Annotated in this window: 11 protein-coding genes and 1 pseudogene; 7 read left to right on the top strand and 5 right to left on the bottom strand. The window is 66.0% G+C overall.

The genetic code is table 11. The features are described 5' to 3' along the window. Positions 1-389: pseudogene (locus tag AC559T_RS04820) on the bottom strand (DUF2786 domain-containing protein); the annotation flags it as partial. Between the two features lie 547 nt (positions 390-936). Beyond that, complete coding sequence (locus AC559T_RS04825; protein ID WP_498867899.1) at positions 937-1320, bottom strand: DUF6624 domain-containing protein; 384 nt, start codon at positions 1318-1320, stop codon at positions 937-939. Between the two features lie 706 nt (positions 1321-2026). On the opposite strand from AC559T_RS04825, the gene AC559T_RS04830 reads away from it, so the two are divergent. The 6 genes from AC559T_RS04830 (at position 2027) to AC559T_RS04855 (ending at position 8045) form a co-directional block, all read left to right on the top strand. Next, entirely contained in the window at positions 2027-2443 is a 417-nt protein-coding gene (locus tag AC559T_RS04830) for a transposase family protein (RefSeq protein WP_498867900.1), read from the top strand. 136 nt (positions 2444-2579) lie between these two features. After that, the gene (locus AC559T_RS04835; protein ID WP_498867901.1) at positions 2580-3497 is read left to right on the top strand and encodes an ABC transporter ATP-binding protein; all 918 of its coding nucleotides are present in this window, start codon (positions 2580-2582) and stop codon (positions 3495-3497) included. A 179-nt stretch (positions 3498-3676) separates the two neighbouring features. Then, positions 3677-4477, top strand: a complete 801-nt coding sequence (locus AC559T_RS04840; RefSeq protein WP_498867902.1) for an ABC transporter ATP-binding protein — start codon at positions 3677-3679, stop codon at positions 4475-4477. Then, positions 4474-5364: a branched-chain amino acid ABC transporter permease gene (locus tag AC559T_RS04845; protein ID WP_498867903.1), complete on the top strand. Its 891-nt coding sequence runs from the start codon at positions 4474-4476 to the stop codon at positions 5362-5364. Before AC559T_RS04840 ends, AC559T_RS04845 begins: the two co-directional genes overlap by 4 nt. Next, the gene (locus AC559T_RS04850; RefSeq protein WP_498867904.1) at positions 5357-6607 is read left to right on the top strand and encodes a branched-chain amino acid ABC transporter permease; all 1251 of its coding nucleotides are present in this window, start codon (positions 5357-5359) and stop codon (positions 6605-6607) included. The genes AC559T_RS04845 and AC559T_RS04850 overlap by 8 nt, the downstream gene beginning before the upstream one ends. Before the next feature lie 88 nt (positions 6608-6695). After that, positions 6696-8045: an ABC transporter substrate-binding protein gene (locus tag AC559T_RS04855; protein ID WP_498867905.1), complete on the top strand. Its 1350-nt coding sequence runs from the start codon at positions 6696-6698 to the stop codon at positions 8043-8045. Positions 8046-8155: 110 nt separating this feature from the next. Here the strand turns inward: AC559T_RS04855 and AC559T_RS04860 are convergent, their stop codons facing one another. Beyond that, complete coding sequence (locus tag AC559T_RS04860) at positions 8156-8821, bottom strand: hypothetical protein (RefSeq protein ID WP_498867906.1); 666 nt, start codon at positions 8819-8821, stop codon at positions 8156-8158. 44 nt (positions 8822-8865) lie between these two features. After that, on the bottom strand, positions 8866-9195 hold the full coding sequence (locus tag AC559T_RS04865) for a hypothetical protein (RefSeq protein ID WP_498867907.1): 330 nt from the start codon (positions 9193-9195) through the stop codon (positions 8866-8868). 1023 nt (positions 9196-10218) lie between these two features. Between AC559T_RS04865 and AC559T_RS04870 the strand changes: the two genes are divergently transcribed. Continuing rightward, positions 10219-11361 carry a site-specific integrase gene (locus tag AC559T_RS04870; protein WP_498867908.1) on the top strand — a complete coding sequence of 381 codons (1143 nt, stop codon included), beginning with the start codon at positions 10219-10221 and terminating at the stop codon, positions 11359-11361. Positions 11362-11490: 129 nt separating this feature from the next. Here the strand turns inward: AC559T_RS04870 and fxsT are convergent, their stop codons facing one another. After that, positions 11491-14502 (bottom strand): FxSxx-COOH system tetratricopeptide repeat protein, encoded by a 3012-nt coding sequence (fxsT, locus tag AC559T_RS04875; RefSeq protein ID WP_498867909.1) that lies wholly within the window; start codon positions 14500-14502, stop codon positions 11491-11493. Positions 14503-14546 lie beyond the last annotated feature (44 nt).

Raw genomic sequence — 14546 nt, forward strand, 5'->3', positions numbered from 1 at the left:
GCGACCGCGTCCACGGCGAGCGCCGCCACCCGCACGCCGGCCCGCCTGCTCACAACCCGGTGCAGGTCAGCGGGCTGCCAGCCCGCCTCCCAGAGCATCTCGACGAGGCCGTCGAGCAGGGAGTCAAGACAGGTGTTGACGATCCGGTGGCCGCCGGCGCCTCCCGGCGGCGTGGCCAGGCTCGCCAGATGGTTCGCCAGCGCGGCGTCATCGCCCTGGTCATGGGCGTCCAGCGCGGCCGCGATCAGGGCCCGCGCCGACCGCAGGCTCAGCTCGCGCTGTTCACGCTCCCGGTCGTACCGACTCCCCGGTCCCGCCGCGGCCGCGCGACCGCGTTCCGCCCGCGCCTTCTGCTTGGCCCGGCGCTTCTCACGATTGCGTGTACTCATGATCCCTCCGTAGCGTTTCGCCGGGGAGCTCCCCAAACCGTCGATGACAGCTTCGTCCGCTCCGCGGCGACGAAAGGCGGCGCGGGTCTGACACCCACACACGGATCACAGCGCCTCGTGACGCACAGCCCGCGCTGCCTCTGTTCGAACAGGCCGGCGTCGACTTCGACCTCGACGCCGTCGTGGAGACCTTCGGCGACGGGACGCAGACCTCGGCGATGCTCGTGGGATGGTCTAGTTCACCACGCTTTCGTTGCAACGGCCGGACCGGCGCGCGGCGTCGGCGGTGTGTCCGAGGCGACCTTGCCGCGACCTCGAACGCCGAGGGCCGTCCCGTCCCCGATGCCAGGCACTCGGGATCCCACCCATCGAGGGCTGAAAGGTCCTGTCTCGACGAGCAGGTCCAGGCCGGCCTCGACCGCGGCGGGGTCGCGGCGGCGGGCATCGGACAGATCCCTCAGCGAAGCGACCCAGCCCATCTCGGCTGGTTGTGGGACGTCTCCGGCGCTCGGTCGAGTGCTGCGTTGTCAGCCGTGCATGTCCATCATCAGGGCCTGGTACTCGTCGAACGGTCCGAGCCCGGCGGCGGCTCGCCGTTCGTCGAGACGGTCGGGTTCGGCGATCGGTTGGGGCTGCAGCTCGCCCAAGCCGTCGGCTCCAGGCATTCAGCCTGGAAGACACGATCTTGATCGGCGTGTTGAGCCAGCAGCCAGGCATCGTGCGCGCCCGCCTCGCCCACCAGGGAGCTGTCCGGCCAGCCGTGCTTGGCGACAACGCTCCTCAGCCAGGCTGTGTTGTCCTCGTCGACCGCACCGAGCCTCGCGAGCTCGTCCTCGTCAGCGCCGTCACCGGGACGGGCTGGCCAGGCCCGACGCATCGCTTGGTCAGCTTCGACCCGCCGCGCCAACTCCGCCCGCAACACTTTGTCCATACGTTCAGTGTGCAGGTGAGGCGAAACACGTAACAGCCCGGTCTGTTCGGACGGACGCAACAGACCCCAGCACCGGATGACGTCTCCGACGTCACGGTGTCCGGGCATCGGACACGCACGGTGCACGGAACCCGTTCCTGTTGTTCCCATAGTGATCCTGAGCCTGGCGTGACTGCCTGGAGCCCACTGGACAGTGCAGCGGGCGCGCCGCAGCCGAAGCCACCGCCGGCACCCTCCCGGCCTTCCACAGCCGCCGCCCGCCACGCTCCCACCAGGCCACAGGGACGGACCGGACAGCGCTGGGTTCGAGCTTTAGCGCACGCGCCTGCAATAGCCCTCGCCGCGCTCACCGCCCTGCACCTCCCCGGCCCGCTCCCCGACATCCACCAGCCCCAGCCGGACCCAGCCGGACCCAGCATCGATGATCCGAACACGCCAATCGTTGACCATCCGGCCGCAGCCGGCCCGGCCGCATCAGCCGCCGATGAGACGGCTCTGCATCCGGATGATCCCGCCCCGCCGACATCCGACGTCCCGGACGGATCGCCGCCCGCGCCTTCGGTCTCCTCGCCGACCTGGCCCGTGGCCTGACCGCCGCCCTGTGGCGCTGGCCTGGACCCGGAGCAACTTCGCCATCCTCGACGGCACGTCGTGCGCACCGACGGCCTCGGCGCCCTGAACAAGATCCACTATTCCGGGAAGCACGATGCACCACGGCGTCAACCTCCAAAGGCTGGCCGACCCGTACGGCCGGCTGTGGTGGATCTCTGACGGGCTGCCCGGTTCGACCCACGACCTCACCGCGGCCCGCCACCACGACGTCCTGCTCACGACCGCCCGCGCCGGGCTCTACCTCTACGTCGACAAGGGCTACGTCAGCGGCGAAGGCGACACCCTCCTCGTCGTCCCTTACAAGGGCCGCGACCTCCCGACAACTACAAAGAATCCAACCGCCCACGCCGCCACCAGAGCCCACGGCGAACGCGGCTTCGCGGTCCTGAAAATCTGGAAGGTCCTCAGCCGATTCCGCAGCTGCACGCGCCGAGTCCGGACTTTCGCCCGCGCGATCCTCACCCTCGAACATGAATTTTACGAACAGCAAGGTAAAAACTCAGTGGATTAGGGACCCCGACGCGACCGATCGAATCTTCTTATCGCCCCTGTCTGGAGGCGTCTGAAACCCGACAATGGCCGGGTGAGCGCATCCTGCTGCGACATCCATGTTCCATAACATCGAGTCACCCAGGGAGTGAACGGCCATGCTCAACGTCACCGACGTGACGGTGACCTACCAGAACACGGTCCGAGCCTTGCACTCCGTGAATATCAGTGTACCCGACTCTGGTGTGGTTGCCGTGCTCGGCAGTAACGGTGCAGGAAAGACCACCTTGTTACGGACAATCTCTGGCACCCTGCGCCACCACAATGGTCGGGTCGGTGCGGGCTCGGTCACGCTCGACGGCATACCGCTCGTCGGCCGTGACCCAGCCGCCATTGTCCGGTACGGACTCGTCCATGTCCCGGAGGGACGTCGGATCTTCGAACGGCTCACCGTGGAGGAGAACCTGCGTGCCGGCGGCGCCAGCGTGCGTGACCGGGCGGCCCGGACCCGCGCGCGGGCGCGGGTTCACGAGATGTTCGGGGTTCTGGCCGAGCGTGCCCACCAGCGCGCGGGTCTTCTATCCGGCGGTGAGCAGCAGATGCTCGCCATCGGCCGGGCACTCATGGCCAGTCCGCGGATCCTTGTTCTGGACGAGCCTTCGCTGGGCCTGGCTCCCAGGGTCGTCGGCCGGATCGGTGAGATCCTCCGTGAGATCAACCGTCAAGGGACCACCATCGTCCTCGTCGAGCAGAACGCCACCCTGGCGCTGTCGGTCGCGGACACGGCCTATGTCCTCGACCTCGGGCAGGTGTCGCTGTCCGGCCCCGCCACCGAGCTCGCGGCATCGGATGCGGTCGCCCGGCTGTACCTCGCCGCGGGCGGCACCGAGGACACGTGCGACACCGGCGAGCAGCCAGTCCAGTGGGATGAAAGTGGGCATGCCGACACTGGGCCTGCCATGGGTTTGGCCCCGTGGGTGGCGCCGCAGCGACCGTCACCATCGCCGTGGCGGCGCGGACGGTGGGTCTCGGCAAATGCCCGAGGGCAGCTCTCCCGTGTCCGGAGACGCGGATGAACGCTCAGGCCATCGCGGATGACGACGGAAGCGTCCAGGGTATACAGCCCGGCACCCGGCAATCGACGATGAATCCGCTGCCGGGCCTTCCCCATGTCACCCCGCTCGGCCGACAGTTCAGGCCGCTGACCATAGAAACAGTAACCGTCCGTTTTGGCTCAATCACGGCACTGTCCGAGGTGTCGCTCCGTGTCTCGCCAGGCTCCGTCCATGCGGTCATCGGGCCGAACGGCGCCGGCAAGTCCACCCTGTTCAACGCGATATCGGGGGTGTACCGGGTGGCGTCCGGGCAGATCAGGCTCGGGTCCGAGGTGCTGACCCGGATGCGCCCCCACCAGATCGCCGCCCTCGGGGTCGGCCGCGCGTTCCAGAACATCGCGCTGTCCGGTGCGGAGACCGTGGCCGACAACATCATGGCCGGCCGGCATCCCCTTATGCGGACGGGATTCCTCGCCAGCGGCCTGAGGCTGCCCTCCGCCAGGTTCGCCGAACGTGTGCACCGGGAGCGGGTGGTTGAGATAGCCGAGTTTCTCGGCCTCGGGCGCCTGCTCGGCCTTCCGGTCGCGGGGCTCTCCTATGGCGACCGCAAGCGGGTCGAGGTGGCGAGGGCACTGGCCGGAGAGCCCACGCTGCTGCTGCTGGACGAGCCGGTCGCCGGTATGAACGCGCACGAGAAGCACAGCATGTCCGTAATGATCAGAAAGATCCGGGATGCCCTCGGCGTCACCGTTCTGCTCGTCGAACATGACATGACCATGGTGATGACCATTGCCGACCAGGTGAGCGTGCTCGACTTCGGCCGCCTCATCGCCGACGGGGCACCGCAGCGTGTGCAGACGGACCCCGCGGTCGTCCGCGCCTACCTCGGGGCCGGGGACGGCCAGGCGGCCGAGCGCATCTCCGCAGCCATCCGGGCGCACGGGGAGCCGGTAGTGGCCGACCCGGCATCCGCTCCCAGCTCACGGAAGGCGGCGCAGTGACAACCTTCCTTGCCCTGCTCGCCAACGGGTTGTCCCTCGGCGCGGTCTACGCCCTGGTGGCCCTAGGATTTGTGATCATCTTCAAGGTGAGTGAGGTGCTCAACTTCGCGCACGGATCGATGGTGCTGTTCGGCGCGTACGTGACCGCGCGGGCCGCACCTTCGCTCGGGTTTCCGGCCGCAGTCGCGATCGGCGTGGCAGGGACCGCCCTGCTGGGTGTGGTCATCGAATGGGGCCTGCTCGCCCGAATCCGCCACGCTCACCCTACCCAGTTGACGATCATGACGCTGGGGATCGACATTCTGATCACCACCGACTTGACCCGGCGGATCGGATCCGACGTGCTGCCGCCGGGCCAGCCATGGGGGGCGGACACGGTCGGTCTCGGCGGGGTCGGCATCACGGCCAACCGTCTGATCGCCTTCTGCGTCGCAGCCGTGCTGATCGGCTTGTTCTTCCTGGCTTTCCGGTTCTCCGACTGGGGTGTGACGCTGCGGGCCAGTGCCGAGGACCCGGAAGCGTCCTCGCTCATGGGCATCGGGCAGGCCAGGGTGAAGGCGGTCGCCTGGCTCATCGCCGGGGCGCTCGCCGCGGTGGCGGGCGTTTTTCTCGCCGGCAGTCCCATATCGGGGGTGGAACCGAGTCTGCGCATGGTCGCGTTCGCCGCGTTTCCCGCGGCGGTCCTCGGCGGGTTGGACTCGATGGCCGGCGCACTCGCCGGCGGCCTGATCATCGGAGTGGCCGAGTCACTGGTCGCCGGTTACCAGAACAGTCTGGGCTTCCTTGGTGGCGGTGTCGGCAGCGTGGTTCCGTACGCCGTCATGCTGCTCGTCCTGCTCGTCCGGCCATCCGGGTTGTTCGGGACGAGGGAGCTGGCCCGTGTCTGACGCATCCCCGACTGTCTCGCCGTCCAATCCGGCGTTTCCGGACCCGCAGCCCGCCGCGGCCTCGGCGGCCGACGCGACGGCCATCACCACCGATGACCGGTCCATTGACGGACAGCCGGCCGCGCACTCAACCCGGGCCGGTCAGCCCCGGCGTCCCCGGGGGGTTGCCGGGCAGCTCCGCTCATCGGTCGCGATCGTGATCAGTTTCGTCGTCCTGGCCGCTCTTCCCTTCTACCTGGACGAGTTCTGGCTGCGGGTCGGATTCGCCGTGTTCGGAGCGGCGATCGGCGCAATCGGGCTGAACATCCTGGTCGGGACGGCGGGGCAGCTCTCCCTCGGACATGCCTTTTTCCTGGCGGTGGGCGCGGTCAGCTACTGCTGGCTGGCCGGTGAACCGTCCGATACCGGAGCCATCCGAATCAGCGGCCTGGGCCTGCAACCGCTGCTCGCGATGGTGCTGGCGGTCTGCCTGGCCGGCCTGGCCGGCCTGCTGTTCAGCCCGGTCGCGGCGCGGCTGCGCGGGATCTACCTGGGGGTGGCCTCGCTGGGTTTGGTCTTCGTCGGCCAGCACGTGCTCAACTCCGCCACCCCCGTTACCGGTGGTTACAACGGCCGTCGCACCCCCGACTTCGAGCTGTTCGGGTTCACCTTCACCGACTCCGACCCGAACCTGTACGTGCTCAACGTGCCGTTCGACCGGGCGGAACGACTGTGGTATGTGGGGCTCGTCCTGGCTGGCCTGGCCTGGTTCTTCGCCCGTGGCCTGCTTGCCGGCCGGCCGGGTCGCGCCATGCGCACACTGCGGGACAGCGAGATCGCGGCAGCGGTGACCGGGGTCGACGTGCCGGTCTACCGGGCGAAGGCGTTCGCGGTCTCGTCGATGTACGCGGGACTCGCCGGCGTGCTGTACGCCCTGTCGATCGGCAGTGTGGCACCGGAGTCGTTCACGTTCGACGTCTCGGTCCAGTACCTGGCAATGATCGTCCTGGGTGGGCTCGGATCGGCCGGCGGGGCCGTGGCCGGAGCTCTGCTTGTGACGGCATTGCCACTCATCCTCGACGAGTACAGCGAGTCCGTTCCCGGGCTTTCCGATCCGGGTTCCGGCGGGGTGAGCTACGCGGAGGCATCCCGGTATGCGTTCGCAGCACTGATCGTCGTGGTCATCCTTATCCAGCCGGCTGGGCTCGCCGGTATCACCCGCCGGGCGTCGAACCGTATCCGACGACGTACGCGGCAACGCTGACCGGCCCTACCGATCCGAACATGCCGAGCGGGCGGTGCCCCCGCCACTCCGACCAGAGACCGTCATCCGACCGAGGAGACGTACGCAGATGCCCGTGAACGGATCAGCCGGACCCGACGACGTTCCCGAGGATGACCGCATCCGATACCGCCGGAGAGCGAACAACCGGGCCGGTCGACGGTGGACGCTACCAACCGTCACCACGCTGATAGCGCTGGTCAGCGCCCTGGTAGTAAGTGGGTGCAGCACCAAGGCCGAGGACACCGCCGCCAGCGCCCCGGCCGGCCAAGGCGCGGTCCGGACCGATGTCGGCGTCACCGCCGACACGATCACGCTCGGCCTTCTGACGGACACCACAGGCCCCTTCGCCGCGCTCGGCAAGGACGTCACATTCGGCCAGCAGGTCTACTGGGACGCCAAGAACACCGCCGGTAAGGTGTGCGGAAGGTACAAGGTCGAGCTCGAGATCGCCGATCACGGCTACAACGTGCAGAAAGTCACGACCCAGTACAGCGCGATGAGGAAAAACGTGCTCGCGCTGAACCAGGTGCTCGGCTCACCCATGGCGAGCGCGCTGGCGCCGGACCTGGTTAAGGATAACGTCCTGACGATACCGATGGCGTGGGCGCTCAACCTCGCAGACAGCCCCGCGTTCGCGCTCACCGGCCCGACCTACGACATTGAGACCATCAACGGGCTGGACTTCCTACTCGAACAGGGACTGATCAAAAAGGGTGGCCCGATCGGGCACATCTTCCACGACAGCGAGTACGGCGCGAACGCCCTCCTCGGCACGAAATACTTCGCCAGGCAGCACGGGATGACAGTGGTGGAACAGCGGATCTCCGCGCTCGAGGGTGATCTCAGCTCGCGGGTCACCGCCCTGAGGGCCGCAGGCGTGCAGGCGATCGTACTGACCACCTCACCGCCGCAGGCGGCCGTCGCGGCAAGCGCGACCGAAGCAGCCGGGCTGCGGGTGCCTTTGCTTGGGAACAGTCCGACGTTCCAGCCCTCGCTGCTCAACACGCCGGCGCGTGACGTTCTGATCAATCGCTTCTACCATTCGGGGCCGAACACCTCGCTCGGTGTACCGCAGACCAAGGCCATCGCCGAGGCCATCGCTGCAGAACGCCCGAACGGCGCGTTCAGTAACGGGGTGGTCACAGGTTATGTCGCGGCTCGAATCATGGACGCCATTCTGACAAAGGGGTGCGAGAACGGTGATCTCACCCGTGCCGGCGTCATCGCGGCGAAGCGCAGCCTGAACAACGTCGGGACCGATGGGCTGACCGGAACGCTGGACTACACCCAGCTCGGCGTTTCCCCCTCCAAGCAGAACTTCATCGCCCGCCCCGACGCGGACGCGCCGGCAGCCAGCGTGATCGTGGCCACGCTCTACGAAGGCCCCACCGCGAAGGCGTATAAGCGCGGCGCCTGACTCCTGGGAAAGGCCGACACTGTTGACAGAACCCTAGTGTCTGGCGGCAGTTGGCCTCGGGCTTTCACCGGCTATTGTTTGAGGGTGCGCCGGGAATGAGAAAGGTGCTCCTACCTGGGAGGATTGAGGTTGTCGAGGCCCTTGTCCGTCCCGAACCGAGGAGCACCTTCGCGGTGAAGACTACCGCCGTGTACTCGTCTGCCCGCGTGGACACCGCCGGTCGTGGGGTGGTGTCCACGCGGGCGGGGTGCTGCTGACCGAGACTGTGGTGGTGCGCGGCGACGACGGTGCCGTCCGGGCGGGTCCCGGCCACGGCCGCCTTGAATGCCGCCGGCGATCCGGCTCACCGCCGCCCGGTTTCCGGGGGGCGTCGCGCGCACGAAGATCCGTTCGTCGAACGGGGACTCGCCGGTCAGCAGGTCGAGCAGGTCGGCGTCGCCGCGCACGGTGGTGGCGAGGAAGCGTCGGCCGTCGCGGCCGAGGCGGCCGAGGCGGCCGAGGCGGCCGACGACGATGCCGGTGCGTCGTCCGTCGCGGCCATGGGTGATGGTGAACGTCTCGATCGTCGCCCAGCCGTCGGCGCGCGTCGCCACCTCGACCGGCTCCCAGGAGTCGATCTCCGCCTGGAGGGTGGCGCCGGCGTCGGGCCGCCACGGCGAGGGGGTGGTCGAGTAGACACCGACCGAGTACTTCGACAGCAAGCCGCCGTTGGCCCCGACGAGGCCGTGGCCGCCGGTGGCGCGCAGACGGGTGACGGTCTCGGCGATGGCGTGCATCGAGTAGTTGTTGCCGGCGCCGCCGAAGAAGGGCAGGCCGCCGGTCAGGGTGAGGCCGTGGGGTCGTCGGGGGCGACGCCGAGGCGGCGGGCGGTGCCGACCGAGGCGAGCAGGACGGCGGCGCCCTGGTTGACCTGGTCCCGGGCGACGACGAACCGCGGGAACGGATCGGCGATCATCCGGTTCCGTTCGGTGACGGTGGCGAGTTCCATGGCGTCGCGCTGGACGGAGGCGGCGGCGTAAGGGTTGGCGGCGGCGACCTTCGTGAACGGGGCGAACAGCGCGCCCATCGCGAGGGCGTAGTCGGCGCGGGACAGCTTCAGCCTCGCCCGCCGCGCGTTCTCGAACAGCGCGTACTGGGGATCCAGCCCCACCGACGACCTCGACCCAGACCTCGACGACTACGACGACCCGAAAAGCGAAGCCGGCCACCGCACCGTCAGCCTCGACCCAGCCACCAAACAAGTCCTCACCACCTGGCAGGACCGCCAGAACAAGGAACGCACCACCCACCGCACCGCCTGGATCGACAGTGGCCGGATCTTCACCCACCCCGACGGCAGCAGACTCACCCCCAACGACGTCTCGCAACGCTTCGAACGACTCATCACTCGCTTCGCCACCATCCGCCGCGAGCACACCGAGCACGACTGGACCGTCGACCAGCTCGCCGCCCGCCATTTCATGCCCGCCCACGCCATCGACACCGCGCTCACGTTCGGCCCACTGCCACCGATCCGACTGCACGACCTGCGACACACACCTACCGCGCCACCAAGGACCTCAAGGTCGTCTCCGAACTCCTCGGACACGCCTCCGTCCACTTCACCGGCGACATCTACACCTCGATCTTCGCCGACGCCGACCGCGCCGCAGCCAAAGCCGCCGCCGACATCGTCCCCCGCCGGCATCGGCCAGGTCCGGCGGAATCAACGGGCCCCGACGACCTCACGCCCCCCACGTTCCATGACGGGCCCGGCCTGGACATGTGAAGCATTCGGGATCGGTTGTTCGAGGCGCAACCGCACCACCGGCGATTACTCTCCGCAACCATCATCCGAGCCTCGGAAAATAGTTGCGGTCGCAACGTCACCGGCATGTCATCACCAGTACCAGTTATCGATCTCCGCAGCGGCCTGGCCGGTGCAAACAGCCAGGTCAGGAGGGGTGGGGCGGGTGGGGCTCGAACCCACGACCGACGGATTAGCATTTACATTCCCTCGGCGCTCATCGCTGTCTTCCGAAACCTGCCATGACCTGCACTGCTAGACATTCCTGCAGACGATGAATAGTCGACTCTCGGCGTTTTTGATCAGCCGAAGTACGGGGTTAGTACGGGATGATCAAGCTATGATTACCACCGTTCTCCGACACCCTGACGATGTGGACGGTGGGGCATGGCGCGTCCGGCGATGGACCTCGGCACCGGCGGGAAGATCTTCTTCAGCACGACCACGAAGGGCGTCCGTGCGCGCTGCTTCTACCGTGATCATGACGGCGTCCGTCGTGAGGTGGAACGTAGCGGCACCTCCAAAGCCGCCGCGGAACAGGCGTTGCGGCGTGCTCTGCGTGACCGGGTGCGGGTCGCGATCGGGGACGGCGACATCACCGGGGACACCGCGGTGAAGGTCCTCGGGGAGGCGTGGTTCGTCGCGGTGAGCAAGCGAGACCTGTCCCCCAACACGATCTCGGCATACAGGGGGACGCTGGACCGGCACGTGTACCCGGCCCTCGGTGAGGTAAGGGTCCGTCAGCTCACGGTCGGGCTCGTGGACCGCTTCCTGGCAGCGGTGACGGACAAGAGCGGCCCCGGCACGGCGAAGATGGCCCGCGCGGTGCTCTCGGGGATGTGTGCCATGGCGGCCCGTGTGGATGCGCTGGACCGTAACTTGGTCCGCGACGCGGGCCCGATCGCCCGGAGCACGCCGAAACCGGCACCGCGGTCCCTGAGCCTCGCCCAGCTCCGACAGCTGCGGGCCCTGCTGACCTATGACGAGCGCGCCCGACGCCGCGACATCCCGGACCTGGTCGACGCGCTGATGGCCACCGGTGCGCGGATCGGCGAGATCTGCGGCCTGGTCTGGGACGCGGTCGACCTGGACGCGGGCACCATCGAGATCCGGTCCACGGTCGTCCGGGTGCCGGGAGAAGGTTTGATCAACAAGCCGCGCCCGAAGTCCAAGGCGGGACATCGGCTGCTCCTGATCCCTGGGTGGGCGGTGGCGATGCTGCGCGCCCGGCAGACAGGACGGGCACCGTCGGACGTCGTGTTCCCAGCGCCGAAGGGTGGCCTACGCGACCCCAGCAACACGCAGGCCGACATCCGCGACGCGGTCACGGACGCCGGATTCCCCGGGCTGACCTCCCACCTGTTCGGCCGCAAGTCGGTAGCCACCCTGCTGGACGAGGACGGGCACTCGCCCCGCCAGATCGCCGATGTTCTCGGTCACCAGAACCCATCGCTAACGCTGAGCACTTACCTTGGCCGAAAGGTTTCTAATCCAGGAGCTGCAGAAACCCTCACCGCACTCGGATTCTAGCCGAAAAAAGCAATACGCATCTTCAATCCACCCCCTTCTCGAGATATAGAAATCTTGACAATTACGCTCGCCGACGCAAACCGCGAGCAAAGTATTTTCTCGCGGGGAGCCTAAAACACGAGACGCGACCTAACCCTCGATCAAGCGCACCGTTTCCACAAGATTTCTAGCAGTGGACAAAGTATCGGGGTGAGACTCACCCAGGACGATCTTCCGACGCTCCAAAACCTGTTCGAATAGCCGGCGGGCGCCAAAAAGGTCACCAACCGATGCCGAAGTCACTGCGAGATTTTCGGCGGCAGACAAAGTATCAGGGTGAGATTCACCCAGAATCACTTTCCGACGCTCAAAAACCTGCTCAAATAGTCGGCGGGCATCAGCAACATCGCCGACCGATGCCAGAATCAGCGCGAGACCGCTGGTCACAGACAACGTATCCGGATGGTTCTCACCTAAAATAGATCTTCGACGTTCCAGAACCCGCTCAAGAGTACTACGAGCTTCGACTAAATCTCCCGCTAGACTTAGCGTTATCGCGAGATCCGCTGCAGCGGAGAGCGTATCAGGATGATCCTCACCCCAAATGGTCCGGCGACTATTTAGCACCTGCACCTGCAGCTCGCGAGCGGCAGCAACCTCGCCGATTGATCGCAAGGTGATGGCAAGATTTGCTTCGACAGCTAGTACTCGAGGGTGATCTCCACCTAGAACGATCCGGATGCGTTCCAACACCGACTCGAACAGCTGGCGGGCACCAGCATAATTCCCAGCAGATCGCAGGGTGACCGCAAGGTTTTCGGTTGCTGCAAATGTATCCGGGTGATCCTCACCTAAAACAGTCCGACTACGTTCTATTACCTGCTCAAGAATATGGCGGGCACCGACGAAGTCTCCCGTTGCCCCCAATGTGGCCGCAAGATTTGTTGCAGTAGATAGCGTGTCTGGATGATCCTCACCCAAAATAACCCGACGACGCGCCAACACCTGCTCGAACAGCTGCCTAGCACCGACTAAATCACCCGCCGACCACCTCGCGGCCGCGAGATTAGCGGCTGCCGTTAACGTATCCGGATGGCTATCACCAAAATTCGCCACGCGGCGTTTCAGCACAGACTCAAATAATTGAAGGGAACCGGCAGAATTTCCGGCCATTGCTATAGTGGTGGCGAGATTTCCAGCGACAAGAATAGTATCAGGATGATCTTCACCTAAGATCGCTCGGCTACGTTCGAGCACCCACTCTTCCAGATCTCGGGCTCCAGAATAGTCTCCATCGAATCGGAGTACTGTCGCTAAATTAGTAGCATTCGATAGCACCTCTGGATGATCATTTCCCAAAATAGTCCGCCGCCGCGCCAACACCTGCTCGAAAAGTTCGCGCGCTCCGGAATAATCTCCCGTCAGGCGCAGGGTATTTGCCAGGTTGGCAGCAGTAGCAAGCGTGTCCGGATGATCCTCACCCAGGAGAATCCGGCGGCGCGCCAATGTCTGCTCGAACAATTTACGAGCACCGACATAGTCCCCCTCAGATCCCATCACGGACGCCAGATTCGCTGCTGTCGATAGTGTGTCCGGATGATCTTCACCTAGGATAGTCCGACGACGCGATAGCGCCAATTCGAATAGCTGACGGGATCCGCTATAGTCTCCCTCTGACCATCGCACTGCCGCAAGATTGGCGGTGGTAGTCAGTGTTTCCGGGTGGTCCTCTCCAAGAATGTTTCGACTGCGCGCCAAAGTCTGCTCAAATAATTTACGAGCACCGACATAGTCCCCCACTGACATCAGGCTGGCCGCGACATTTCCAGCAGCCGATAGCGTGTCTGGATGATCCTCACCCAGAATCTGGCTTCTTTGCAGGTAAATAGAATTACTTAGTAGACGACTGGTTGAATAATCTCCCGCCCTATACAGATATCGACAGAGATTATTCATCAAACGCATGCAGTCAGGTCGGGCACTGTCTATCATGCGGGTGGCAAGGATGTGAGGGCGTAGTTGGTCGTATCGGCCCCACCAGTCCGGGTGATCAGGACTTGCGGGATCACCGGCCGCCAAAAGGCGGTGAACAGTATCTGTGAAGCTGTTACGTTCGTCCGCCGGCGTATGATCTCGAAAGACAGCCTGCACCAAGCGATGCATTACCGTACCACCACGAGTATGACGTACCAAGCCGAGAGCACGCAGGGTACGCACGAGCCGACCCCAGGCAAGCGGATCTGCGACCACCCGGCCCAGCACCGAGGGCAGAATCTCGGCCTGTGCAAGCGTGATCAGATCGTCCGGGATCGGTTCCGGGCCAAAAAATGCCCACAGGTGCAGCAGTTCGACCGCAGTAGGGTCATTCAACCGGTCCACCGCCACGGTCCAGGTAGCGGCGACTGGCACCGGATAGCCATCTGGCTTACCTTCGGCGAGAATGTCACGAATCTGCTGATCAACATGCCGACAGTAATCATCCGCGGTCATGGTGGTCTGCCCCAACCACGTACCAGCCTGTTCCACGGCCAACGGAAGATCGCCCAACAGTACGGCGATCCGGTCGGCTTCCTCGTCAGTCAGCCGTGGCGCGCGCTCACTCAGCAGCGCGATCGAGTCTGCCCGGGGAAACACGTTGACCTCGATAGCCGACTTCGGGGCCGCCCATCCCGGATGCCGCGAGGTAATCAACACGTGGCCGGTGCCACTCGCCGCTTTCCGTAGCCCGTGCAGGTCTGACGGGGCGTCAGCGTTGTCGACCACGACCAGCCATCGGGGTACCGCCCGCCCGTCCCCAAGCACGTCCACCACAGCGGTGGCGGCGTCGCTGGTCTCACCCTCGGACGACAGCCCCAACCGGCCCGCCAGCCGCGCCAGACCGGCAGCGAGGTCACCAGGCTGGTCCGCGCTGACCCACCACACCAGGTCGTAATCGTCGCGGTGCCGGTAGGCGTACTCCACGGCCAACTGCGTCTTCCCGACACCACCCAACCCGTGCAACGCCTGCGGTACCACCGCCACCGCACCGTCCCCGGCAAGCCGAGCGCGCACCACCGCAAGCTCGTCCGCCCGACCCGTGAACGACGGGTTGCGCGGCCAGACCATCCCCCACAGTGGCAGGTGCACGCCGATCGCTTCCGGCGACCGGGCCGCGGCCGGCACTGGCGGAGGCATCACAATCTGCCGGTCGATCCGGGTGTAGCTGG

Source organism: Frankia sp. Hr75.2, assembly GCF_949319125.1.
GTDB classification, from domain to species: Bacteria; Actinomycetota; Actinomycetes; order Frankiales; family Frankiaceae; genus Parafrankia; species Parafrankia soli.